Raw genomic sequence first — 25,662 nt, forward strand, 5'->3', positions numbered from 1 at the left:
ATTGTATTCCTTCTAATATAATTGAGATTTCATTAAACCCGTCGATAGTTTAACTTTGGGGAACTGAGGCATGTATTTGTACTATTTTCCAAATGTTATTCCTTTTTTCTAGTACCCCTGTAATTCGAACATTATACTATTTGGGCTGATTCATTATTGACAGTTAGATACCAGTTGCTTACGTCGAGTCAATTTTAGCTTCATTCATTGCTTCAAACTGGTCTATGTGAGCTTTTTTACATTCCTTCCATCCATCATGATGCTCAGATATACCTGTTCCAAAACTAAGCATACTTTCATCATGTGCCATAAGTTCAGACATGAGATCGATATCTTCCTTCTCAAATGATTCATAAAACCTTTGGATAATCTTCGTCACATTAGTTTTCTCAGGTTCTAAATCTTTTTTTTAGAGCATGAAATGGTTATGACAAAAGAAGAAAAAAGGACAGGAAAGAGTAGTTTTGTTTTAATTACTTGAGTTATTTTTAATGAATGTATTCTATTGGGGTATAGGTTTTGAGTATGCTAATGTCCCAAAAAATTGAACTATGTGTAAATCAAAGTGAACATATGGAAGAATATACAATTTGTTATCCTATTGGAGAGGTATTAATGATCAACAGTTGGATGAAAGCTAAATTCTACATACTGAAGATGCCTTATTAAAAGCCACATTAGTGAAATATGGTATTTTGGATATTACATTCAAGAAAGTGGGTATTCAGAAGTTCGTGAAGGTCTTCTGTAATGGAGAAAAAGTTGGTTATTACAATCAAAACTTTGAGGAAAGTGTAAATCATAAAATAGATTTAAATGCATACATACATAATTTTATAAGGGATATTGATCAGCTTTTTCCAATAGCAATAGAGGTTATTGATTGCTGCAAAACGCATAATGAATGGGTATGGTCAGAAAAACACTTTTACCTATAATTATTGGATGACATGTAAATATGAAAGAGAAAATGAGTTTTTTAAAAGGTATTTCGATTCTATTCTTAGGCTGTTGTTCATTATTACTTTTGGGAAGGGATCATTACCTGTTAGGAACCTCTTTGATAATATTCAGATGGGCGATAGTATTGATTGGGATTATAATTCTGTACAGAATTTTTAAAATAACGACCTTGAAAATACTTAGAGGGGTATTGTTTTTTGTTTTACTGTTGCTTTTGGTTGAATCACTCTGGTATAGTTTTTCGCAGCCTGCTTTAGCTAATGTAACGGAAGGTGTTGAACTTGAAATGATGACTTATAATGTCTTCTTTAGAAACAAGAACCCTTTAGCTGTAATAAGACAAATAACAAAGAGGAACCCTGAAATATTGGTTCTTCAGGAAGTAACACCTAAATGGAAAAAAACTTTGTCTGAACAGCTTAGTAGGGTATATCCTTACAACGCTATTTATATTCAAGATGGAACCCACGGTATAGCCTGCTTTTCAAAATATCCAATATTGAGTGACAAATTGTTACTAAACTCGAATCAATTGCCTTTTGCTCAAGTACTAGACATATCAATTAAAGATAAAAGGCTTCAACTATTCAATGTACATCTAGCATCTCCTGCAGTTGCAGTGGAACATCCTGACAAGTTTATGGAGCTGTATAAAGCCAATTATGAATTAAGAAAAACTCAGTTAGATGAAATTATGAGGCTGGCAAAAATTAGTAGGAATAAAACTGATGCACAAGTGCTGATAGGAGACTTAAATACCATGTCTTTTGAACCCCTATATAGGGATTTGAATGCTGAATGGGTAAACTTATATAGTGAAAAGGGAGAGGGATGGGGATTAAACTTTCCCAATCTTGCTAAGGTACAGCCTTTTGTTACACTAGATTATATTTTTATCAGAGGTCAGTTGCAGGCTGTAGGTGCTGAAGTGATCAGCGGGGGAAGTTCTGACCATTTACCAGTTACAGGTAGGGTAATGTTTTGATAGTGTATTGATAAAGAAAATCCACTGACATATTAGGCAGTGGATTTTCTATTTTTCACTCAAACTCCCACTTATACACCCAAGGATCGCCAGTGGTTTTCTGAAATTTGATCAGCTTTTCAGTCATAGCGTTCAGTGTTTCCTGATGCTGAGGTGAGTCAACTAGATTGATGGTTTCGTCAGGATCGTTTTTCAGGTCATAAAGCTCCAGCTTCGGGTGGTGCAGGTAAGTTTCCACTGCCCTTTTTCCATATTGTTCCATTCCCTGGTTCATCACATATTGCCAAGTGGCGGATGCCCATAGGTCAGAAGCAAATGGGTACTGCAGCGGATGGGCGATATTGTAGATCAGCTTGTATCGGTCCGTCCTGATCACCCGCATAGGGTAATACATTGTGACCTCATGGAAGTTATGGGCGGCATAAATTTCCGGCTGTCCTTTCGTATTCGGGTTGTGCAGTACTTCGGTAAAGGAGTGTCCCTGAAATCCTTCGTCCGGAATTTGTCCGGTTGCTATTTCCAATAGGGTGGGGGTCAGGTCTGCCCAGCTGACCAATTGATTCCGCTCACTTCCTTTTCCTTCCTGTTTCGGCATCTTAACCAGCATCGGCAGACGCATGCCCGGTTCGTAGAGCGTGGTTTTGGCACCCGGAAATGCAACACCGTTATCTGAAATATAGATAATCAGAGTGTTGTCGTATTTACCGGATTCCTTCAGCTGTCTGATCAGCGTTTCAAGTCCCTGATCCACTCTACTAACGGACTCATAATATTGTGCGAGTTCCTGACGGGTCGCTTCCGTATCCGGCAGGAAACCCGGGACAATCACCTCTTCCGGTTTGTAGGATTGTGTCGTTACGCCTTTGTAACCGTTTTTCTTGTTTCCGAAAAGGTTTGGTTTAAAAGGCTTGTCATTGGCGTTGTCATGGCTCCGGTGCGGATCGCAGGGGCAATAATACAGGAAAAAAGGATCATCCGAGTTGCTCATAAAACTGTTGGACGCTTCCGCCATTTCTACCGGATTGCGACAGTTGGATGGCAGGACATGCTGAAAGTGATAGACCTTTTCGGGTGCAAGATGATATTTACCCACCCTTGCAGTCCGGTAACCGGATGCTTCCAACATGACGGGAAGGCTTTTCACACCATCGAAAGTACTGAAATGATGGTAGGCATGTTCGTGACCGTAATGTCCAGTGGCATGCCCAAACTTGCCGGTCAGGATCACCGAGCGGCTGGCACTGCAGCTTGCCGAGGTGCAAAAAGCGTTGTTGAACTTGATGCCTTCTGCCGCCAGCCTGTCCATGGCTGGGGTTTTTATCACCGGATTGCCATAGGCACCGATGGCTTCCTTGCCGTGGTCATCCGAGACGATCAGCAGGATATTGGGTCTTTGCTGGGCAAAACTCATACTTGCCAGCGACCATATCCCGAAGAGTAAAATGATGATTCTTGACATAACAAATACGGTTAAAAAAGAGAAGCTGCAAACGGAAATTAGCAGCTTCCTTCCAAAGAAAAATGAATGATAAGATAGGAATTTCCTATTACACTAGTTCAAGCATTAGCGAAGCGGTGCTTGGACTTTTTCAAAATGAAGCATATGCTTCCCGAAAAAGAAGGATACAAGTACCGCCAATTTCACTCGCTTCGCTCTCTTATTAGGCTAATACTTGTACCAGTAGAGAGATATAGTTACTAATACTCTTTTCTCAGCTGGTAGTACAGGTCTGAGAATTTCAACTGCTGCTTGAACTCACGTATACGGGTGTTCTGGTCGATCACTACCAGCTCCAGGTCAAACATATCGGCAAAGTCTTCCATATACTCGGTGGTCAGTGCCTGACTGTAAACTGTATGGTGGGCACCTCCTGCATGAATCCATGCTTCCAGTCCGGTTTTCATGTCCGGAGTGGTCTGCCACAATACCCTGGCAACGGGCAGTTTCGGCAGATCCTGCGGTGGAGTGATGGCTTCCACCTCGTTGACGAGCAGTCTGAAGCGGTCGCCCAACGTGATCAGTGAGGCATTGATGGCAGGTCCTGCCGGAGAGTTGAACACCAGTCTGACAGCGTCGGCTTTGCCACCGATACCCAAAGGATGCACTTCGCATCTTGGTTTTCTGTCAGCGATTGAAGGACAGATTTCCAGCATATGGGAACCGAGTACGGCTTCCTTGCCCGGCTCAAAGTGGTAAGTATAGTCTTCCATGAAAGAAGTTCCGCCTTTCAGCCCTGCCACCATTACCTTGGAGGCACGCAGCATGGCGGCTGTTTTCCAGTCGCCTTCTGCCCCGAAACCGTATCCGTCTGCCATCAGCCTTTGCGCTGCGATGCCCGGCAGCTGAACCATATTGGTCAGGTTTTCAAAAGTATCGGTAAAGCCCTTGAAGTTGCCATTGGTAAGGAAACTGCGAAGTCCCAACTCAATGCGAGCCGCATCCATCAGAGACTGACGGTGAGTACCGCCTTTCAACAGATTGTCAGTCATGTCGTAGCTTGACTCATATTCTTCCATCAGGCTAGCGACAGCGGGGTCTTCCACTGATCGGATATGCTCTGTCAGATCACCCAGGCCGAAGCCGTTCACCGAGAATCCGAATTTGATCTCTGAAGAAACCTTGTCACCCTCGGTTACCGCCACATAGCGCATATTGTCTCCGATACGGGCAAATTTTCCTCCCTGCAAGTCTGCTTTGGCAGCTGCCACTCTAGCCCAAACATCGATCTTTCTGCGTACCTCAGGATCCTGCCAGTGACCTGCGACCACCTTGCGGTTCAGGCGCATACGGGTATTGATAAACCCGAACTCACGGTCACCGTGGGCAGACTGGTTCAGGTTCATAAAGTCCATATCGATCTCTGACCAAGGGATATCACGGTTGAACTGCGTGTGCAGGTGCAGCATCGGTTTTTGCAGGGTTTTCAATCCTAGAATCCACATCTTGGCAGGAGAGAAGGTATGCATCCATGCTACCACGCCTACACATTGTGCTGCCTGATTGGCTTCCTGACAGAGACCGTAGATTTCTTCGGGCGTCTTGACGGTAGGTTTGTAGACCACTTTCAGGGAAATTTCCTCACAGTCATCCAAACCGTTGACGATCTGTCTGGAATGTTCAGCGACCTGTCTCAGCGTTTCCTCCCCATATAGGTGCTGGCTGCCAGTCACGAACCATATCTCACGTTCTTTAAGGTTGATCATTTTAATAGTATATTTTTATTCGTTTAGTCATTATTAAAAATCAGGATTGCCCGTAATAGGCATTCTTGCCGTGCTTCCTGTAATAGTGCTTTTCCTTAAGGGACTGCTTCAGTCTTGGGGTTTCCGGATTTACCTGCAACGTGATGCTTGCCATACGTGCTAACTCTTCCATAACGGCGCTGTTGTACACGGCTTTGGCGGCGTTCTTACCCCATGAGAAAGGTCCGTGGTTCTGCACCAGTACCATTTCCACTTCTTCTGCGCTGAAACCTTCTTTCAGGAAAGTGTTGATGATCAGGTTGCCAGTTTCATGCTCATAGTTACCCTGAATCATATCATCGGTCAATTCTGGCGTACACGGGATATCCTGCGTTAGGTGGTCGGCATGGGTAGTACCGAAGATCGGCACCGGTCTGCCCGCCTGTGCCCATGATACGGCATAGGTGGAATGCGTATGGCAGATGCCCCCGATATGTTCCCATGTCTTGTAGAGTAGCGCATGGGTTTTGGTATCGGAAGAGGGGCGCATGCTGCCTTCCAGTATATTATTGTCGAAATCGACAATAACCATATCCTCCGGCTTCAGCTGTTTGTAAGGAACACCGCTTGGCTTGATGGCGAAGACGCCTTTGCTACGGTCCACGGCACTCACGTTACCGAAAGTGAAAATAACCAGCTCCAGTTCCGGCAGCTGCATATTGGCTTCATAGCATTCCTGCTTCAACGCTTTGTACTGACTCATTGTCTTTGGTGATTTTTTCGGTGAAAGATCCTATTTGTTTGTATTGTTCATAAAGGGAAGCGTAGTGACTCACATGTGCTGCGATGGGTTGGTAAGTGGTTTCAAAACCGCTTGACATACTTTCCATGGCGGTCAGAACGTCAGGATAGATACCCGCTGCCACTGCTGCATACATGGCAGCGCCCAAGGCAGGTGCCTGCTCCGAGCGGACCACCTTGATCGGTTTGTTCAGTACGTCAGCCAGTGTCTGCATCACGAGGGTGGATTTTTTGGCTACGCCACCCATGCCCACAACAGTATGGATCGGCACGCCCTCTTCCTCAAAGCGTTCCACAATCGCTTTGGAGCCGAAACAGATCGCTTCTACTAGTGCCTTGAAGATTCTTGGGGCATCAATGCCCATATTCAACCCGTGGATAGCGCCTTTCAGCAGTTGGTTGGCATCAGGGGTACGTCTTCCATTGATCCAATCCAGTGCAATCACAGACGAGTCAGTCACCGGAATTCTCTCAGCCGCTTCTGAAAGGGCAGGGATGATATTGTCGGAAACCTGCTGCAGTTCCTGTGGCGCCAGTTCCTTGGCAGACCAGATCAGCAGGTTCTTGAACCATGCCAGCACATCCCCGAATCCGGATTGTCCAGCTTCCAATCCGATCATGCCCGGAATGATGGAACCGTCCACCTGACCGCAGATGCCCTGCACGAGATTATTATCGATTTCTTCTTCCGATGCGACTAACATATCGCAGGTCGAAGTGCCCATCACTTTTACCAAGGTATTGGACGTAATAGCACCGCCTAACGCACCCGCATGGGCATCAAATGTACCCACCGTGACAGTAACCTCCTCGGTAAGTCCCAGTCGGGAAGCCCATTCCTGGCAGAGTTTTCCGGCAGCCTGCTCAGCAGTATAGGTATGTTCATACAGATTGTCTCTCAGGTCTGCCAGCGAAGGATCCAAAGCTGACAGGAATGCCTTGTCCGGAAGTCCGTCCCATGACGGATGCCACATGGCTTTATGACCGGCAGCGCAGCGACTTCTTTTAAAGGTCTTCAGGTCTTTGGCACCGGTCAACACAAAAGGAATCCAGTCGCAGTGTTCCATCCAAGAATAAGCTGCGGCTGCTACCTCCTTGTCCTCACGGATGACATGCAGCACTTTCGCCCAGAACCACTCCGAAGAGTAGATGCCTCCTTCATATTTGGTAAAGTCTTCACCGCCCCAGCTTGCTGCCAGCTGATTGATTTCCTCCGCCTCTCTGATAGCCGTATGATCCTTCCACAACAGGAACATGGCATTGGGATTTTCCTCAAAACCTGCTGTCATCGAAAGTGGTGTTCCCTGTGCATTCACGGCTACTGGGGTGGAGCCGGTTGTGTCTACCGAAATGGCTTTGACAAAACGGCGTTCAGCAAGTGTCAGCTCTTCAACCACAGCCTTCACAGTAGCTTCCAGTCCTTCGAGGTAATCCAGCGGGTGTTGGCGAAACTGATTTTTCAGGGCATCGCAGTAAGTCAACTTGTTCCATCGCTGATACGGGTGGACGTGTGTCGCCATCACTTTTCCATCAGCGGTATTCACCAGTATCGCACGGCATGAGTCGGAACCGTAGTCCAGCCCAATCACATATTGTTTGGTGTTGTTCATATCTTTAAATATTTGATGTACGGTTTGTGCAGGAACTAAAGTAGGAGGAGTGACGGGTGGCGGGTTGTTCAATTGTTCACGAAAATAGTCCTGATCGTTCACAGGGTTTTTAATAGTGAAATGGAACATTGTACAAGTACAAAAGGGAAAAGTAGAAGGCTGTCTAATTTGAACCTGTCAAATTGAGATAATACGATAGGAACGAAATGCTGTACGATGATAGTAGAAAGGATGTTTTCATGACACTACTGATACAAATGGGCAAGCTGTTAGTCCTGTTCAGATATTTTGCCTGAATGTTTCTTATTCAGAATGTGATTTTATGAATTGTAAATCAGTCACTTATTTGGATGAGTGATAAATGAATCATGGCAACATCGCAATTATGTTGTAGCCGATATTCCAAATTCATTTCAATTCTAAAATCCAAAATGAAAAAATTTGTATCTGTTTTACTGGTAGTCTTACTGCTGCCTGTTACTATCCTCTGTGCACAGAAAAGAGTAGCGTTGAGCCATGATGGCAATGCGCACGACAGGGATGATATTCCAGCAGCGGTTGCTACTATGGCGCTGGTCAAGAAAGCAGAAGACCAAGGCATTCTCCAGTTGGTTCACTACCATATTAACTGCCACTCATGGAGTGACCATGATCAAGAAATTACGAATCAGCGAACCAAACAGGAAACTGCTATGGCTGAAGGTAAAGCATTGTGGTATCCAAACAGTAATGTCTTTTACAATGCTCGCTCAGCGACCAGTGCAACCATCACACACCTGAAGAACCAGATCAATGCCTCGACAGCTTCAGATCCGCTGTACATCATTGCGGCAGGACCTTTCGAGGTCATCTATCAGGCATTGGCTGCTGCCACGCAGGCAGGCAGGGACAACACCATTATCATCTCCCACTCCAACTGGAATGAGAACCACGATGATGACGGTGCCAACAGCCATGATTGGGCGGAAACCGATCCGTTTATCAAGGCAGCCAATTTTGTGAAAATCGTGGACCAGAATTTCTGTGAGGACAGCAATGTGGCGACCGGATTCAGGAGAACAAGCGGAAACGGTAACAGCTATGCTGACTTCGACTGGATGATCGGAACGGAGTATCAGATTATCCGTGACAAGATGGTACTGGTCAACCGGGCGGATATTTCCGATGCTGGAATGGTGTATTACCTGATCACCAATGATGAATACGGCGGACCTGTCAAGATGGAAAACTTCCTGCTTTCAGGCGGCGGCGGATGTTCAGGTGTTTCCGATATCTCTGATCTGACCGCTGTACAATCAGGCTGTAACACTGTGGACCTTGACTGGTCAACAGACCCTTGCGCCACAGCGTATATCGTTAGACGGAAGATTGTAGGAGAGGCTACTTATGCCAATCTGGCTACTGTGACAGGGACTTCCTATGCAGACAATAGTGTGGCGTTGGGTACAAGCTACGAGTATCAGGTTCGTCCTTCGGATGGAACCAATAAAGGTGTCTCCAATAATCCGGTAGTGAACATGCCGGCAACCTGTGGCACGACTGGCTACTTCCACATTTTCAACAAGAATTTCGGGAAGAAGATCAGGCCTTATGGCTCAGGGGTTTCTCAGGTACAGGCTAGCAGCACAGGTGACTGGACACAGTGGGAACAGGTGACGACCTCAGGAGGTTATTTTCGCCTCAAGAATAAAGGTTCAGGGCAGTACCTCAGTATGCCTGATGCCACTGATGAAGCAGTGATTACCACCTCTACTGCTACAACCAATCAAGAGGAATGGAAAACAGTAGACACCGGTGACGGCTACTTTCATTTGGAAAACCGTGCAAGTGGCAAGCGTATCAGAAGTACTTCTGCCGATGATTACAATGCAGCTCCATCTGGGGACCATACCGTAAAAGTGGCACCTTCCAGTGCCACTGGTGACTGGACAAGATGGGAGTTTATCAATGTAAGCGGAGCAAGGCTTGGATTAAGTGCAATTGAAATACAGTTAGATAACATCATACTATATCCAAACCCTGTGATACATACACTTTCACTTTCTGGTGTAGAAAAAGGAGAGAAAGTTAGTCTATTTACCTTGGAAGGAAAACAGTTGGGCCTGATCGAACTAGGGCAGAATGGGAATGTGATTAACCTGTTACCTGGATGGTATCTGATTCGCCATATGGGAACCTCTTACAGGTTTGTTAAGAAGTGAATTATGACATTTTTGGGGTATGACTTGACCAGAGTCATACCCTGTTACTTTCAATATCAGACGAAAATGAAATCCAGAAAACTATTGTTTATGCTGTTGCTGGTCGGGATGCCGCTACTGGTACAGGCTCAGCTTGAAGTGTACAGCTATCCAGATAAAATCATTGATGCCAACAAGGGGTACAATGCCCGTTCTGCCTTGTATCAGGTATTTGTATCGGAAGGAAATGCCTCCAAGGAAGCGTATGTGATGTATGACCGCAATCAGGCGGCATACAGGAAAAATCTTAGCCGAAATCCTGACAACCATTGGACAAACTTCTCTCATGGAAAAGAGGTCACGGTTACGGTGGTAAAGAAGGAAGGCGACATCCGAAGCTGTACGGTTTATCCGCTGAAAAAGGGAATTCAGGCAACGGTGATCAATGGGAAAGCAACTTTCCAGATACCCGCAAGTAAAACGCCATTGCAGGTATTTGTCATGCTGGACAGCAACCCTGCAGAGCCGCTCTTTATCTTTGCCGATCCGCTGGAAGAGGATGTGCCGGACAGAAAAGATATTGCCCAAGTGGAGGTGATCCGCACCACGGATAAGATTGAAATGGTCAGAAAGAAACTGAACAGTGCCAAACCTTATGCGGTATTTGAGGAAGGTATGCACCAATGGGACGGCGGCTCGCATATGCAATATGAGGGCTACAAAATGCCCATCAGATCCGGAAAGAAAATTTACCTGCCGGGAGGTGCTTATGTAGTGGGTTCTTTCTCTGGTGAAAGCCAGCAGGATTTCAAGATCTATGGGCGAGGGGTATTGTCCGGTTGTGGTCTGCAGGTGATAGAGGATGTATCTGGCATTCCATATTCCTTGGTTTACCAGACCGGAGAAGAAAGTACCGGTACGGTGGAAGGTATCGTAACAATCTGTCCACCTCATTTTGCCATTACGGGCAGGGGCAAGCTGGATGTATTCAATGTGAAGATGCTGTCTTGGTGGTATTCCACGGACGGTACTATTGTGGGAGACAATTCCAAAAACTATGACTGCTTCTTCAAGGTCAATGATGACGCCATGAAGGTCTACAGCCAGAATTGCCACTATCGGAACAATACCATCTTCCAGCAGGTGAATGGTGCACCTTTCCAGTTCTGCTGGAGCAAACAGAACGGTGACGGTAACCTGATGGAGGACACCTATATTGTCTACAGCGTTTACAGGACTTCCTTCCATAAGTTTACCAGCAACACTGCCGTTATCAACTGTCTGAAAGGGTCGGGAAAAGTGACGGAAAACAATACGTTTGATGGCATTTACATTGACAATGGCTGCCATAGGCTGATTGGTCTCAATACAGAGAATGAAAGCAATTCTATTTTCAGGAAAATAAAAATCCGCAATGTGGCGCTGAATGCCGGATTGAACAGCCAGCCACAGGCTGCTGCCAGTTACTTGGTGAATGGCACTGCACAGAACTATGATATCAGTATCGAAAACCTGACGGTAGATGGACATCCTGTCACGGAAACAGAAACTGGAAAGGACGATGCAGGAAAGCTGTGGGTGGCGGAAAATGGCGAATTGCTGAAGTTCAATCAGGCAAGTGACAGCCAATAGCCATTTATAGTTTTCTAAATCGAAAACTAAGTAAAATCCTTGGACTCCGCTCAGGCAACTTGAATAGGTGGCTGAGCGGAGCCGAAGCTTAGAATATTGGTTCGATCACTTATTAGAAGGTTTATTATCATACACGAATTATGCAGTGAACCACTGCCATTATTACCCAAAAACAACTTTTGAACACCATGAAAACAATGCGTTATCTACTGATGATATTGTGTCTCTTTTGCTCATTTCAGGCATTGGCACAGCTGGAACTCTATAACTGGCCTGGCTCGTCAGACATACAGTCAGACAAGTACAGTGTAAGGGTCAGAACTTACCAGAACGGTACACCAGGCACTTGGCAGAATATGACGGAGATTATGTCCAAACCCCGTGACTATGATACAGACAAGGTGGGATTTCCAGCAAGTGATTTTATTACATCCGGAGGTGATTTGGTACATAAGATATGTGGTGGAGATGCCAGTACCGAATTTTTGGAAGACCGTACCTTGACTTTTGTGGAGTTTGGTTTCTCGGGAACCATTGAGGTCGAGGTGACCAAATTGTTTGGAGGTGCTGCTCCTAGGGTGGAAGTCTCTCCTAAAGCATATGGCATCAATCCGCATTACTTTGACGGAACCAAAGTAAGGTTCCTTCTGACTGAGCCAAGGTATGTAAGCGTCAATTTTGATGTGGCGGATAACTGGGATGATGACCGCTATGGTGGAAATAATATCAAGCATGGTGTGATGATCTTTGGAGACAAACCAGAGTCACAGGCAGGGTATACCATTCCGAGCCAGACCGGTGCCAACGTGGTAGTATGGAATAACAATACCGATATTTCCACCATCCTGAATGCAGACATCATCTACTTTCCTCCGGGAGATCACAAGATGAAAAACCATAAGGACAATATCAGTACTTGGCAGACCAACGTGACGACTCAGCAGAACTATCCCTTGTATCATGGACAGTTGCGACTGACAAAACCTGGACAGAAAGTCTACATCGCTGGAGGTGCCTATGTGCGAGGAGCCTTTAACGCCAAAGGCAATGATGATTGCTGGATTTATGGCAGGGGAATAGTATCAGGCAGGGATCATTTGATGCATGAGATTCTGAACTATGGAGGTACGAATGCGAACGGTACTTGGAAACAAAGTACCCAGATAAAAGAAGCGTTCTGTCACTTTGCTACAGGGGCACAATACCATGGGGTGATTTTCAAGGAAGCATTTCACCATACCTGTCCAAGTGGTCAGAACACTGTCATTAAAAATATAAAAATCATTGGCTGGTGTTCCAATAATGATGGCATACGTCCTGGAGGCGGCAGTGACATTGACGGTATCTTTGTCAAGACCAGTGATGACTATGACTATGCCCGTGATCCGCATGAGGTACGTAATTCCGTATTCTGGCCCGGTGTAAATGGGGCAGTGGGAATGCTTGGATGGGGAAATCTGGGAACAGGATTTGCCGAATACCGAGACAACTACATCATTAACAGTGAATGGTCTTCCGCAGGTAAGGACAACACAGGGGTATTTGGTTCGGTAGCAGACGATGGCATCCAGTTGGAATACAATGTAATTGAGCGGATGGCAGTGGAAGACAAGACGGCTTACCTGATCAATGTGACATTGGAAAACAAGAACGGTAACAGCTTCGGTTATATCCGCAATTTCCTGATCAAAGATGTGAAAGTGGAGCAGCCTTTTCAGCTTCCAAATGGTACGCCAGTCAAGCAAAGGATGGCAGGGCTTTCCAACAACTGGATTGACGGTTGGGTATTCACGAATCTGATTGTGGATGGAAAGCTGGTGAAATGGAACAATTACCAGAACTATTTTGACCTGAACCTGACGGGTTCCAATGGTAGCAATACGGATGCAGCCAAATGGGTGAAAAACATCACTTTTAACTCTTCTGGAACCATCCATAATATTACGGTCACTGCCAATGCTGGCGGTAGTTTCTTTCCGTCAGGGAACAGTGGCGTGATTGATTGTCCGGCAGGGACAGATCAGACAGTTACGATACTGCCGAGCAGTGGCAAGAAAATCACGGATGTACTGATTGATGGCGTAAGTCAGGGACGGATGCAGTCTGTCAGTTTTGAGAACGTGACAGGTAACCACACTGTACAGATAGTATTCGGGACTGGTAATGACTACTACGATTTTACTCCATCAAGTGGAGGTTGCTCCGGCATCCAGAATATCACGGACCTAACAGCCGTTCAGAATGGTTGTGGAACAGTTGACCTTAACTGGTCTGCCGACCCATGTGCGATCCAGTATATCGTCCGAAGAAAGATTGTAGGGGAAGCTACTTTTACCAATCTGGCTACGGTTACCGCTACCAGTTATGCAGACAATTCGGTAGCCTTAGGCACCAGCTATGAGTATCAGGTACGTCCGGATGATGGCACAACCAAGATGGTGTCTAATTATCCGGTAGTCAATATGCCAGCTACATGTGGCGCGACAGGCTTGTTCCATATTTTCAATAAGAATTTTGGCAAGAAAATCAGACCCTACAGTGGTGGTGTCTCACAGGTGGAGGCAGGCAGTACTGGCGATTGGACACAATGGGAACAGGTATCGACATCGGGCGGTTACTTCAGGCTACAGAACCAAGGTTCTTTACAGTACCTGAGTATGCCGGATGCCACCGATGAAGCAATGATTACCACCTCAACAGCGACTACCAATCAGGAAGAGTGGAAAACAGTGGACACGGGTGATGGTTATTTCCATCTGGAAAACAGGGCAAGTGGTAAACGTATCAGGTCTACATCAATAGATGATTATAGTACCAATCCCACAGGAGATCATACGGTAAAGGTGGCTCCGTCAAGCGCTACAGGAGATTGGACAAGGTGGGAGTTTGTTTCGGTTGGAGGAGCACGATTTGCTGCCGAAAATACCGAGTTGAGTAATAAGGAATTGACCTTTTACCCCAATCCAGTATCAGAGTCCTTCAAGCTGATATGGAAAGGTAATGCTACAGCACAAGTACAGATTCTGGATTTGCAAGGTAAGGTAGTAAGAGCCTTGGAAGTCAGTCAAGGAACAAAGGATATTTCAACTGCCCAGATTCCTGCTGGTGTGTATCTGCTTAAAGTAGAATCGTCCAATTTTAAGGAAGTGAATAAACTGGTGATCAAATAGGCTGAGGATATGAGAAAGATCATCTTAATATTGGCAATGTTGCTATTGGGGAATTTCGCATTAGGTCAGCAGAAAAACGTGCTACTGATCATGGCGGATGACTTCAACCATTGGTTGCCGGAAATCGGTTACTATCCTGCAGCACAGACACCCAACGTAAGTTCACTAGCTAATAAAGGAGTCCTTTTTGCTAAAGCCTACTGTTCTTCTCCGGTTTGCAACCCATCCAGAAACTCAATGTGGTCGGGATTGCGTCCTTCCACTACTGGCATAACCTCCAACTCAGGGGGGTATGTCAGGGATATTGCAGGGTTTGAAAATGTGGTTACCATGAACCAGTATTTCAAACAGAATAACTATTGGACATACGGGGGCGGCAAACTCTACCATCCAGGTAGTATGGGGAGTTCTGATACCGACCCTACAAACTGGTCAGCACTTTACACGGGTAATTCTGGTGCACAGGGTGGTAGTTTTTATTCCTATGAGGTAGGCAGTGGCAGCCCTATCAAATGGAGTGCAGGCAATTACGATGTCTCTACGTCCAATGATACCCAACTGGCACAGCATATGGCAGATCAGATCACAAACTATAACAAGAACCAGCCATTCTTTATGGGGGTTGGCTTGTTTCGTCCACACCTGCCGTGGAATTGTCCCAAGGAGTTTTATGACCAATTCAATCCGACACAACTGCCAATACCAGATGGATATAGTGCTTCAGATGGTTCTCCATCCTCGGAACATACGACCATCGTGAATGATGGTCAATGGAGCAATGCGCTGCGTGCCTATTTGGCAAATCTTGCCTATGCTGATTACAATATCGGTATTATCCTAGATGCCTTGGAGAATAGTCCCCATAAGGACAATACAATTGTGCTTTTTATGGGGGATCATGGCTGGCATCTTGGAGAAAAGAAGCGGTGGAAAAAGTCATCGGTCTATGAGCAGGCAAACCATACAACCCTGATTATTTATGACCCGTCAGCATCCGGAAACCAGCAGGTAAGTCAGAAGGTGGTCAGTTTACAGGATGTTTACCCAACATTGATTGAATTGTGTAACCTATCCGCAAGAAGTGATGTACAGGGCAATAGCTTACAGCCTTTACTCAACAATCCGAACCAGAGCAGTTGGGATAAGCCAGTATTTGCTACTTACGGTTCTACGAATTATATCAGAACCAACCAATGGAAGTACATCTCTGATGGAGGTAACAGCCAACTATATGATGTGCAGGCTGATCCTTACGAATGGAACAACCTTTATGGAAACACTGCTTACAATACGATAATCAATGACTTGCAGCAGCAGATAGATGACATGTTACTGGAAGGGCAGCAACTGGTAATTGGAGGAGGAGGGTGCACAGCCATTACGGATATCACTGATCTGTCAGCGGTGCAGAATGGCTGTAATACTGTAGACTTGAGCTGGTCAGCAGCCCCATGTGCCATCGAATATATCGTTAGAAGGAAAATAGTGGGGGAAGCCACCTACGCCAATCTGGCAACTGTAACGACTACCAGTTTTTCAGACAATACGGTAGTGTTGGGGACAAGTTACGAATATCAGGTACGCCCATATGACGGTACAACCAAGAAGGTGTCCAACAATCCGGTAGTCAATATGCCAATCACTTGTGGCACGACAGGTTTGTTCCATATTTTCAACAAGAATTTTGGTAAGAAAATCAGACCCTACAGTGGCGGTGTTTCACAGGTGGAGGCAGGTAGTATTGGCACTTGGACGCAATGGGAACAGGTACCAACATCAAGTGGCTATTTCAGGCTACAGAACCAAGGCTCTCTACAGTACCTGAGTATGCCTGATGCTACTGATGAGGCGATGATTACCACCTCAACAGCTACTACTGCCCAAGAAGAATGGAAAACAGTGGAGACAGGTGACGGGTATTTCCATCTGGAAAACAGGGCAAGCGGTAAACGTATCAGGTCGACTTCTGTAGATGACTACAGCACTAATCCCACAGGAGACCATACCGTGAAGGTAGCTCCGTCAAGCGCTACAGGAGATTGGACAAGGTGGGAGTTTGTTTCGGTTGGGGGTGCAAGAATAGCAGCCTTGGATATCATCGGCGAACAGTTTGAGATGAAAGTGTACCCTAATCCTTCAAGAGGCAGGGTGAAAATAGAGTTACCGATAAAAGAAGTTGTATTCGGTCATCTGTTTGATGTCAATGGGAAAATGGTGAAAAACTTCACCTTAAAACAGGGAACGGCAGCATTCACTACCAAAGAACTGAAACCTGGCTTTTACCTGATCAGGCTTAGTACAGCGGAGGGGCCTCTTATCCAGAAATTGCTGATTGAATAGTAAGTAACCCCGACAGATCTATGTAAAGGCTGTCGGGGTTTTGTTTGAATTTCATTTGACCAAATGTGTTTTTCTGTTGACTTATCGTATTTTTCAATTCTTTTTTTCTGTGCTGCTGTTCACCTCACGTAGCACTCATTTTTTATGCTGTACTAAGACATTTATAGCTTTGATGGTTTGGTTTTTTAAATGGTAAATCATTGAAAATGAGTTTTTTTTATTGGTGGGTGGCGAAGGTGGAGATTGAAAAATAGTTCTTTTGATTACCTCATTTGTTCATAGCTGATTGGTGCAGTTGCAGGCATAATTTCCACCTTTTACTTTCACATTGACAACTCATACGAATCATAACGGAGCTAAATCAGCCCTTAAGATATTTTTCAAAACCAATAAGAGATATGATGAGCTTATCTAATTCGATACAGAAAATACTGACAGCAGTACTTTTATTTTCTGTCCTGCTGAATGCAGGATGCCAAAAAACCGATAAGAAATCGGAATTGCCTAAACAACCCAATGTAGTGTATATACTGGTGGATGACTTGGGTTATGGAGACCTAACTGCTTACGGTCAACAAACAATCAAGACTCCCCATCTTTCCAGGATGGCAGATGAAGGAATGTTGTTTACAGACCATTACGCAGGTAGCACTGTTTGTGCGCCATCAAGGGCAGCACTCCTGACTGGTAAACATACTGGTAACAGTTCTGTAAGAGGTAACCACCCAGCACAGGTACAGATACTGGCAGATGAGGACGTGACAGTGGCTGAGGTATTCAAGCAGGCAGGCTACAAGACTGCCAACATCGGTAAGTGGGGAGTTGGTCACCCGATTCCGAACAATGACCCCGGACGTAATGGTTTTGACTATTTCTTCGGTTACCTGAACATGTGGCATGCCCACAACTACTATCCTGAATTCCTGTACAGAAATGAGGAGAAGGTAAGTCTGGCAAACAAGCTGAAAACAGACGAGAACGGTAACAACCCTTGGGCTGACAAGCCGGAGGGCAATGGCTGGTCGGCAGAACGTACGGAATACACGCCGGACCTGTTTGAACAGGAATCATTGAAGTTTATAGAACAGAACAAGGACAATCCGTTCTTCCTGATGGTAACGCTTACTATTCCGCATGCGAACAACGAAAACCTTGAGAATGGTATGGAAGTACCTGATTACGGCAGCTATGTAGACAAGGACTGGCCGGAAGCGGAAAAAGGTTTCGCGGCAATGTTGGAAAGAATGGACAACACAGTGGGTAATATCAGAGCAAAACTGAAAGAACTGGGACTGGAAGAGAATACACTGGTGATGTTTGCCAGTGACAACGGACCTCATACGGAAGGTGGACACGACCCTGACTTCTTTACTTCAAGCGGTGAATGCAGAGGCACCAAGCGAGACATGTACGATGGCGGTATCAAGATTCCTTTTATGGCTGCATGGCCTGGCAAAATCAAGGCTGGAACAACAACAGAACATCTTTCAGCATTCTGGGATTTACTGCCAACGGCTTGTGACCTTACTGGGCAGGCAGCACCTGAAGACATTAACGGTATCTCATTCCTGCCTACGCTTTTAGGAACAGGTGAGCAGCGTGAACACGATTACCTCTATTGGGAATTTTATGAACAGGGTGGAAAGCAGGCGATCCGTAAAGACAAATGGAAGGCAATTAAGCTGAATGTACGCAGCAGTAAGCAACCAGTGACATTCGAGCTTTATGACCTGACGGCTGATGTTGGGGAGGTCAATAATGTGGCTGATCAGTATCCGGAAGTGGTGGAAGAAATGGAAAAACTGTTTGCAGAAGCACACCGCCCATTCAGCGTAACTGACCTATTCTCTGACAAAGAGAATTTGGAAGTAGCTTTTTAGTGAATTTGACAATTGATAAAAGATAGAAAAAATGATTAGCAGAAAACTGATGGGTCTGCTGGTGGTGGGTACGGCGTTGGCTATGTCCTCATGTGGCATGAAAGCCCAGAAACCTAATGAGAATAAGGTATCTGTCAAGAAGACGTTGGTACATGATGTGGCAGCAACCCCACCTATGGGATGGAATTCCTTTGACGCCTATGATTGTAGAATCAATGAAGAGGAATTCAAGGCAACAGTGGACTTTATGGCAGATAACCTATTGGAATATGGTTGGAACTATGCCGTGGTGGACTATGTTTGGTTCAACCATGCACCCGGCAACTGGGATAACCCTGACAGGCGTTTCGGACATCCAGATGTAAGGCTGGATGAGAACGGAATTCCGATCGACAAGTTGGAAATGGATGAGTATGGCAGGTTGCTGCCGTCTGTAAAACGTTTCCCTTCAGCGGTGGAAGGAAAGGGGTTCAAGCAGTTAGCTGACTATGTACACGGCAGAGGCATGAAATTCGGCATCCATATTATGAGAGGTATCTCGAGACAGGCATATTATGAAAATTTGCCAATCAAGGGAACCGAGTTTACGGCACAGGATATCTCTGAGCCTTGGGATACTTGCCCTTGGCAGAATAATATGTTTGGTGTAGACCCAACCAAACCAGGCGCACAGGAGTACTATAACGCTCTTTTTGAGCTTTATGCTGAGTGGGGAGTGGATTTTATCAAGGCAGATGACATGATGGTACCACCTTATCATAAGGGTGAGATTGAGATGATGCGTAAGGCAATTGACAACAGTGGCAGACCGATGGTACTGAGTCTTTCTTGTGGGGAAGCACCATTGTCTCAGGCAAGACATCTAGAAACCAATGCCAATATGTGGCGTATCTCTGCTGACTTCTGGGACAATTGGGAATCGTTGGAACATAACTTTGAATTGCTTGAGGAGTGGTCTTCCTATATTCAGCCGCATCACTGGCCTGATGCAGACATGCTCCCGATTGGCAAATTGTCGCTCAACAACCGTCCTCATGGACCAGAAAGAATGTCGCAGTTTACGGAGGCTGAGCATTACACACTGTTGACACTTTGGAGCATTTCCCGCTCTCCACTGATGATGGGTGGTGATCTGCTTTCTTCACCTGATTGGGTGATCAAGCTATTACAGAATCATGAGGTGTATAATGTGAACCAGAAAAGTGTGGATAACAGGCAGGTGTACCGCAAAAACGGACATGCCTGCTGGGTAGCAACTGATCCGGATACTGGTGACCGTTACGTGGCACTTTTTAACCTTAGGAATGAGGAAAGCCTCGTTACCTTTGAGACGGAATATGAATATATGAGAAAGAAATACAAGGTAAGGGACCTATGGGAAGGCAAGGAAGTTGGTACGGTTGAAAATGATTTTGCTGTGAAAATACCGTCGCATGGGGCAAAGCTATACAGGTTCAGCGCTGTAAATGACGTAGCCTCAAGGTAAATAAATGTTAAGCTAATAGTTATAGAAAGAGGGGCTGATGGTTCCTCTTTCTTTTTTCACCTGATGATTAAATTTGACATGAAAAAACGACTGATTGTTTTCTGTTTATTGTTAATGATGATAGGCTTTGGCAGCTATGCACAGGAATATCCCATTCATATTGATAACCTAATTGTACATGACCCTTGTATTTTAGCTGATTCGCTAACCCATCAATATTATATATACGGTAACTATTCACCCAAAAAAGAATGGCAATTGCCCAAATCTCCAAATGGAAGGGGAGGTGTACAGGCGTATGTCAGTAAGGATCTGGAGCATTGGTCAATACCGAAGATTGTCTTTGAGGTACCAGAAGACTTTTGGGCAGACAAGCTGGATTCGCCATGGGCGCCAGAAGTGCATTTTTACAAAGGGAAATATTACCTGTTTGTCACTTTCAATGATTGGGAAACGGTGATAGATGAAAGAAAGGGCAGACCAAAAATCACCAAAAGGGCTTCACAAATACTGGTAGCGGATACTCCTTTGGGACCGTTCAAGCCTTTTGATAACAAAGCCCATACACCGGAAGGAGAGATGACGTTGGATGCCACTTTTTGGGAAGAAGACGGCATACCTTGGATGGTGTATTGCCACGAATGGGTACAGGAAAACGACGGGAAAATCAAGGCGATCCGATTGAAAGATGACCTATCAGCTACGGTCGGAGATCCGGTTACCCTTTTCTCGGCAGGGGAACTGGACTGGACACGTAAGTCGATTAACTACAAGGAAGTGCGTTTTCCGGGAGTGGTGACGGATGGGCCTTACCTGTACAGGACAAAGACAGGCAAACTGCTGCTTTTTTGGTCTAGTTGGGGGCAAAAGAAATATGCCCAGACCTATGCTTACTCCACTTCCGGAAAAATCACAGGACCTTGGAAGCATATCAAGTCACCACTATTGGAGGATGACCGTGGGCACGGCATGGTTTTCAGGGATTTTGACGGAAGGCTGCTGCTGGTATTGCACCGTTACTTCAAGCAACCTGCAACAAGGGTTCAGATCTATGAACTCTATGACGAAGGCGATTTTATTGAAGTCGGTAGACAGCTATTGGGAACACTTTAAATTCAGAAAAATAAAAATACTGGAATCATGAAATCATTAACCATGACCCGACTTTTACTAGGCATTCTACTGCTGTTTTTGATGGCATGCACTACTAAAACGGTACAGCAGGAAGCTAGAGACAAACGCCCCAACATTGTGGTGATTATGGCAGATGATCTGGGCTATTCCGACTTAGGCTGTTTTGGAGGGGAAGTCAATACCCCCACACTGGATAGGTTGGCGAAGAATGGTATCCGGATGACACAGTTTTACAATACGGCAAGATGTTGCCCTACAAGAGCCTCATTCCTGACGGGACTTTATCCACATCAAGCAGGCATTGGAGCAATGACTGGTGACAAGGGACTGTCCGGTTACCGAGGGCATCTGACAGAGAATACCGTCACAATAGCGGAAGTGCTGAAAACTGCAGGTTACCGTACGGGTATGGTCGGTAAATGGCACGTGTCACTGACCAAAGCCCAAAAAGGAGAGAAGCAATTAAAATGGCTGGCACATCAAAAGAATTTCGGGGATTTTTCAGACAGGGCATCCTACCCGACAGGCAGAGGCTTTGAGAAATATTATGGCAATATCTGGGGTGTGGTAGATTACTTTGACCCGTTCAGTCTTGTAAATGGCGAAGAGCCGGTAGAGAGTGTACCAGCTGACTATTACCATACAGTGGCAATTGGCGATTCGGCAGTGGCTTATGTGGATGAGTTTGCCAAGGATGACAAGCCATTTTTCCTGTATGTGGCACATTGTGCCCCGCACTGGCCATTGCAGGCATTACCGGAAGATATTGAAAAGTACAAGGACACTTTTACAAAAGGTTGGGATGCTATCAGGGAAACCCGATACAAACGAATGGTGGACATGGGGCTGCTAAAAGAAAGTGAGTCGGTACTGTCTCCAAGGATGTTTAAGGAAAAATGGAAAGATAATGCAGACACTGTTTGGGATGCACATGCAATGGCAGTACATGCAGCCATGATTGATAGGCTTGACCAAACCGTTGGCAATCTGGTGGCAAAACTGGAGGAAACCGGAGAACTGGACAATACCATTATCCTGTTTTTCTCTGACAATGGCGCAAGCCCTGAGCAGCCTATCAGAGCGGGTTTTGACCGTGCCGGAGAAACAAGGGAAGGAGAGACCGTCGTATTCCCAAGAGATAAAAAATCGCTGCCGGGACCACAGACCGTTCATGCTGGAATAGGAAAGGAATGGGCTAATGTGGCTAATACGCCTTATCGTTATTTTAAAGCCAAAGTATTTGAGGGTGGTATCCGTACCCCAATGATTGTACACTGGCCGAAAGGCATTCAGCAGAAAGGAAGTTTTGTCAGCAATCTGGGACATGTATCGGATCTGATGGCTACTTTCGTTGAATTGGCGCAGACCAATTACCCCGAGACTTTTGAAGGCAGAACTATCACTCCAACCGTAGGTAAAAGTCTATTGCCTGCTATGCAGGGTGTTGGAAAGGTGAAACATGACCTGCTGTTTTGGGAGCATCTAGGTAACAAAGCAATAAGGATAGGAGACTGGAAATTGGTGATGCTGAAAGAAACGGATAAGTGGGAGCTTTACAACCTTGCGGAAGACCAGACTGAATTGCAGGATTTGTCAGATAAATATCCGGATAAGCTCAAAGAAATGGTAGCCTTGTGGGAACAGAAAGCAAATGCATATCAGGTATATCCTAACCCTCAGTAAGTAAGAGTAGTTTATATATAAAAGTGAATGGCTATCTGCTTTTTTGCAACAAAGTTTGATTATCAATGATTGCGACAAGTAGCCTGTCGAATAAATGTTCATTGAAATATCTTCTGTTGAACTTATAGCAGAATTCATCGAGATACTTCTGCATATGTTTCTCTGAAATCATGTGGTAGCTAGCCAGCAAATACCTTTTGGCATTGCTGATTGCTGTATGTACCCAAGGCAAGACTTTATATGGCTTACGTTCAAAAGTCTTTGTGTGCTCCTTTATGCATTCAGTAAGTCGATCAAAACAGGGAGCACTGTCGGTGGTGGCATGAACCTGACTACTGATATTTTCACGGACAACCTTTAGCACAGTGTCTGACGTGAGATCGTCAACCACCTGCATTTTCAGATACCCACAACTGCGGTGTTTCTTCCCTTTTTTCGGGCTTTCAATTGGCTCAGACTCGACCATGACCATTACTTTGGCTTGCCGCTGGCTGCCTTTCCCTCTTTTGACAGGCTCTTCCAGTCGGGGATCTCCTTTAGGAAGTACCTGCTTGAAGAAAGCGTCATCGAGTTCAATGGACTGCTCCAATTGGTAATGACTATCTCTTTTGCCCATGGCTGCCCTGATTTTATGCATCATAGCCCAGACTGGCTCATAACGTTTCTGTCCCAGCTGACGCTGAACTTCCAAGGCTGAAAACGGCTTCTTGGTTGAGCTCATCAGGTGCAGGCAAAGAAACCAGGTCTGAAGCGGAAGCTTGCTGTTTTCAAGGACTGTCCCACTTTTAAGAGAAGTCCGGAACCGGCAGGATTTGCATTGCCACATTTCGATACTGGAGCACCAGTGATGGTTTTGACCACCACATTTCTTACAGGTAATTCCTTGCTTTTCGCGTAAACGGTGCATTTCCTTTTTACAGCTTTCCTCATCGGGAAAATGGGTGATGAATTCTATCAATTGCATGGCTGTACTGTCTTTTTTTCAACAGTAAGATACCTGCTCAGATCGTAAGCTATTTACGTCCTAATAATTTGGTTGTAATCATGCGGATACCCATTAAAGATAAAATGTGGGTATTGATCTGATTAGCTACAAGGTCAAAACGATTAACTACTGAATCAACGTGACCTACTGCTGCATCAGAATGACCGACATAATAATAGAGAAGAAATAGAAAGTATATAAGATAGAAAGGCTTATGCTTTTTTATTGAGAATAAAAAAGAGGAGATATCCCCTCTTATTGATTGTCTGTATCTGGTTTGATCTTGCCAGCTTTTAAGTCTTTCTCAAACTTCTCTAGTAGAAATATCAAGAAATCACTTGCATTTGATTTAGTTCGTTTTGCTAATACATATTCAAATTGCATTTCAGCAAATTTTTTCTGAGCCTCTTTGGTAATGGAAATTGAGGTAGTTTGTTTTTTTTCTTTAGTCATGATTCAATTTATTTAGAATCATTCTTTATTTGCTTTGACGTAAAGCTTTTTAGTTTAGAAAAATTGTCAAAAAGCAAAAAGCATGATACTTTTGATTATCCTTTAATATAAAGCAAAATTAAAGAATGTAATTAAAAAAGCCCACTTAAGGTGTTTCCATCGCCAAACAGATCACCTTAAAGGGCTTCAGTAAGAAACAAAATTAATTGAATCTATGAGCGCAAACATACTTGAATTGCGTGCAAAAGTCAATGCGTCCGGTAAGTTGACCGGAAATGCCAAGCGACTTTTTGCCTACCTGTCTGCTGTCCAGAAAGAAAAGACAGCCCTTCTCAATATGAATTTTACCAACAGCCAGCTGGCTGAAAAGTTGGTGATTAGTATATCCACTGTACAGCGAGCCATCCGTGAGCTGGTTCGTTTTGGTGTACTTGCCATCGAAAACCCCAAAAGCTGGAGACGCAAGATCACCATCCGGGTAGGTGAGGTGATTGAGCAGCTGAAGCAGACGCTTTCTCCGCAAAAAGAAAAAAGCAATCCCAGTGACAATCCAGAGCAAATTTCTTCAGGTCTAGAGACACTTTCAGAAGAGGAGATCATTCATAGCTCACCTGAGCTGGTTCCGGAACACTTGAGAAAAGCCAAGCTGGAGCAGGCTGTTCACTTGCTTTTCGATCGCTACCTCTCCCTAGTCAGTGCAGAAAAACCTTTCAAGGACGCTGTGCATAGCAAGCGATTTGTCAGCAAGGCAAAAGCCATGCTGCAAGAAAGGTGTAAGGGCAAACCTAACCTTATCAAGCAAGTGCTTTTACGTACCCTTAAGGCGGGTAGCCCTATCCTGCTTTTTAGCTAATCTATTCTGGAAAAGAAAAGTTGACTACCGCTCTTTGCCCTTTGGCAAGGAGGGATCGATACGCTATTGCCTCAACTTTTCATAACACTGTTTAAACTGATGCGAAATATTCTCAATCACCGCATTTGTCAGCAGGCAGACCGCCTGCTGATGGATAAACCCTATATAGATACTTACAAGGAACTGTACATTGCAGGCCTTGTCGGCAGGTACCTATTCCCACTGGCCAGTATTGCCACAGGTTGCTACTTTCTGGCTGATGCCCTATCCTCCAGCCTGCCCTTCTGGCTTTCTTTATGTATGGCCATCAGTCTTGTCACGCTT

At 45.1% G+C, this 25,662-nt stretch carries 18 protein-coding genes and 1 pseudogene; 12 read left to right on the plus strand and 7 right to left on the minus strand.

Going from position 1 to position 25,662, the window contains the following annotated elements:
* Positions 1-49: 49 nt before the first annotated feature.
* Positions 50-379, minus strand: a pseudogene (locus V6R21_RS02305) (nuclear transport factor 2 family protein).
* A gap of 301 nt (positions 380-680) precedes the next feature.
* On the opposite strand from V6R21_RS02305, the gene V6R21_RS02310 reads away from it, so the two are divergent.
* Together V6R21_RS02310 and V6R21_RS02315 are read left to right on the plus strand one after the other, a co-directional pair.
* Entirely contained in the window at positions 681-938 is a 258-nt protein-coding gene (locus V6R21_RS02310) for a hypothetical protein (protein ID WP_334240126.1), read from the plus strand.
* Positions 939-958: 20 nt separating this feature from the next.
* Complete coding sequence (locus V6R21_RS02315) at positions 959-1,948, plus strand: endonuclease/exonuclease/phosphatase family protein (protein WP_334240128.1); 990 nt, start codon at positions 959-961, stop codon at positions 1,946-1,948.
* Positions 1,949-2,003: 55 nt separating this feature from the next.
* On the opposite strand, the gene V6R21_RS02320 is transcribed toward V6R21_RS02315, so the two are convergent.
* The 4 genes from V6R21_RS02320 to V6R21_RS02335 form a co-directional block, all read right to left on the minus strand.
* Entirely contained in the window at positions 2,004-3,407 is a 1,404-nt protein-coding gene (locus tag V6R21_RS02320) for a sulfatase family protein (RefSeq protein ID WP_334240129.1), read from the minus strand.
* A gap of 239 nt (positions 3,408-3,646) precedes the next feature.
* Positions 3,647-5,152: an L-arabinose isomerase gene (araA, locus tag V6R21_RS02325; protein WP_334240131.1), complete on the minus strand. Its 1,506-nt coding sequence runs from the start codon at positions 5,150-5,152 to the stop codon at positions 3,647-3,649.
* 40 nt (positions 5,153-5,192) lie between these two features.
* Positions 5,193-5,894, minus strand: coding sequence for an L-ribulose-5-phosphate 4-epimerase (locus V6R21_RS02330; RefSeq protein ID WP_334240133.1), 702 nt, complete (start codon positions 5,892-5,894; stop codon positions 5,193-5,195).
* The gene (locus V6R21_RS02335; RefSeq protein ID WP_334240135.1) at positions 5,857-7,542 is read right to left on the minus strand and encodes a ribulokinase; all 1,686 of its coding nucleotides are present in this window, start codon (positions 7,540-7,542) and stop codon (positions 5,857-5,859) included. The genes V6R21_RS02330 and V6R21_RS02335 overlap by 38 nt, the downstream gene beginning before the upstream one ends.
* Before the next feature lie 431 nt (positions 7,543-7,973).
* Here V6R21_RS02335 and V6R21_RS02340 point away from each other — a divergent pair, with 431 nt between their 5' ends.
* From V6R21_RS02340 to V6R21_RS02375, 8 genes are all read left to right on the plus strand, one after another.
* A complete protein-coding gene (locus tag V6R21_RS02340; protein WP_334240137.1) occupies positions 7,974-9,743 on the plus strand; it encodes an RICIN domain-containing protein in 1,770 nt (589 codons plus the stop codon).
* Between the two features lie 66 nt (positions 9,744-9,809).
* Positions 9,810-11,354, plus strand: a complete 1,545-nt coding sequence (locus V6R21_RS02345; RefSeq protein WP_334240140.1) for a glycoside hydrolase family protein — start codon at positions 9,810-9,812, stop codon at positions 11,352-11,354.
* A gap of 188 nt (positions 11,355-11,542) precedes the next feature.
* Positions 11,543-14,524 (plus strand): T9SS type A sorting domain-containing protein, encoded by a 2,982-nt coding sequence (locus tag V6R21_RS02350; protein WP_334240141.1) that lies wholly within the window; start codon positions 11,543-11,545, stop codon positions 14,522-14,524.
* 9 nt (positions 14,525-14,533) lie between these two features.
* Complete coding sequence (locus tag V6R21_RS02355) at positions 14,534-16,864, plus strand: sulfatase-like hydrolase/transferase (protein WP_334240144.1); 2,331 nt, start codon at positions 14,534-14,536, stop codon at positions 16,862-16,864.
* A gap of 398 nt (positions 16,865-17,262) precedes the next feature.
* Positions 17,263-18,744, plus strand: coding sequence for an arylsulfatase (locus V6R21_RS02360; protein ID WP_334240146.1), 1,482 nt, complete (start codon positions 17,263-17,265; stop codon positions 18,742-18,744).
* Between the two features lie 31 nt (positions 18,745-18,775).
* Positions 18,776-20,230: a glycoside hydrolase family 27 protein gene (locus V6R21_RS02365; RefSeq protein WP_334240147.1), complete on the plus strand. Its 1,455-nt coding sequence runs from the start codon at positions 18,776-18,778 to the stop codon at positions 20,228-20,230.
* A 78-nt stretch (positions 20,231-20,308) separates the two neighbouring features.
* Positions 20,309-21,343, plus strand: coding sequence for a glycoside hydrolase family 43 protein (locus tag V6R21_RS02370; RefSeq protein ID WP_334240149.1), 1,035 nt, complete (start codon positions 20,309-20,311; stop codon positions 21,341-21,343).
* A 27-nt stretch (positions 21,344-21,370) separates the two neighbouring features.
* Complete coding sequence (locus V6R21_RS02375; RefSeq protein ID WP_334240150.1) at positions 21,371-23,047, plus strand: arylsulfatase; 1,677 nt, start codon at positions 21,371-21,373, stop codon at positions 23,045-23,047.
* A gap of 31 nt (positions 23,048-23,078) precedes the next feature.
* On the opposite strand, the gene V6R21_RS02380 is transcribed toward V6R21_RS02375, so the two are convergent.
* The gene (locus V6R21_RS02380) at positions 23,079-24,011 is read right to left on the minus strand and encodes an IS1595 family transposase (RefSeq protein WP_334240152.1); all 933 of its coding nucleotides are present in this window, start codon (positions 24,009-24,011) and stop codon (positions 23,079-23,081) included.
* A 276-nt stretch (positions 24,012-24,287) separates the two neighbouring features.
* Positions 24,288-24,485: a hypothetical protein gene (locus V6R21_RS02385; protein WP_334240031.1), complete on the minus strand. Its 198-nt coding sequence runs from the start codon at positions 24,483-24,485 to the stop codon at positions 24,288-24,290.
* A gap of 214 nt (positions 24,486-24,699) precedes the next feature.
* Here V6R21_RS02385 and V6R21_RS02390 point away from each other — a divergent pair, with 214 nt between their 5' ends.
* On the plus strand, positions 24,700-25,338 hold the full coding sequence (locus V6R21_RS02390; protein WP_334240032.1) for a helix-turn-helix domain-containing protein: 639 nt from the start codon (positions 24,700-24,702) through the stop codon (positions 25,336-25,338).
* Between the two features lie 99 nt (positions 25,339-25,437).
* Positions 25,438-25,662: hypothetical protein (locus V6R21_RS02395; RefSeq protein ID WP_334240515.1), on the plus strand; the 225-nt coding region annotated here is incomplete at its 3' end.

The sequence above is a fragment of the Limibacter armeniacum genome (genome assembly GCF_036880985.1).
GTDB lineage: Bacteria > Bacteroidota > Bacteroidia > Cytophagales > Flammeovirgaceae > Limibacter > Limibacter armeniacum.

Bases quoted from the DNA above. Each gene is read 5' to 3' on its own strand.
- V6R21_RS02315 (WP_334240128.1), top strand. From the start codon at position 959: ATGAAAGAGAAAATGAGTTTTTTAAAAGGTATTTCGATTCTATTCTTA.
- V6R21_RS02320 (WP_334240129.1), bottom strand. From the start codon at position 3,407: ATGTCAAGAATCATCATTTTACTCTTCGGGATATGGTCGCTGGCAAGT.
- araA (WP_334240131.1), bottom strand. From the start codon at position 5,152: ATGATCAACCTTAAAGAACGTGAGATATGGTTCGTGACTGGCAGCCAG.
- V6R21_RS02330 (WP_334240133.1), bottom strand. From the start codon at position 5,894: ATGAGTCAGTACAAAGCGTTGAAGCAGGAATGCTATGAAGCCAATATG.
- V6R21_RS02335 (WP_334240135.1), bottom strand. From the start codon at position 7,542: ATGAACAACACCAAACAATATGTGATTGGGCTGGACTACGGTTCCGAC.
- V6R21_RS02340 (WP_334240137.1), top strand. From the start codon at position 7,974: ATGAAAAAATTTGTATCTGTTTTACTGGTAGTCTTACTGCTGCCTGTT.
- V6R21_RS02345 (WP_334240140.1), top strand. From the start codon at position 9,810: ATGAAATCCAGAAAACTATTGTTTATGCTGTTGCTGGTCGGGATGCCG.
- V6R21_RS02350 (WP_334240141.1), top strand. From the start codon at position 11,543: ATGAAAACAATGCGTTATCTACTGATGATATTGTGTCTCTTTTGCTCA.
- V6R21_RS02355 (WP_334240144.1), top strand. From the start codon at position 14,534: ATGAGAAAGATCATCTTAATATTGGCAATGTTGCTATTGGGGAATTTC.
- V6R21_RS02360 (WP_334240146.1), top strand. From the start codon at position 17,263: ATGATGAGCTTATCTAATTCGATACAGAAAATACTGACAGCAGTACTT.
- V6R21_RS02365 (WP_334240147.1), top strand. From the start codon at position 18,776: ATGATTAGCAGAAAACTGATGGGTCTGCTGGTGGTGGGTACGGCGTTG.
- V6R21_RS02370 (WP_334240149.1), top strand. From the start codon at position 20,309: ATGAAAAAACGACTGATTGTTTTCTGTTTATTGTTAATGATGATAGGC.
- V6R21_RS02375 (WP_334240150.1), top strand. From the start codon at position 21,371: ATGAAATCATTAACCATGACCCGACTTTTACTAGGCATTCTACTGCTG.
- V6R21_RS02380 (WP_334240152.1), bottom strand. From the start codon at position 24,011: ATGCAATTGATAGAATTCATCACCCATTTTCCCGATGAGGAAAGCTGT.
- V6R21_RS02385 (WP_334240031.1), bottom strand. From the start codon at position 24,485: ATGACTAAAGAAAAAAAACAAACTACCTCAATTTCCATTACCAAAGAG.
- V6R21_RS02390 (WP_334240032.1), top strand. From the start codon at position 24,700: ATGAGCGCAAACATACTTGAATTGCGTGCAAAAGTCAATGCGTCCGGT.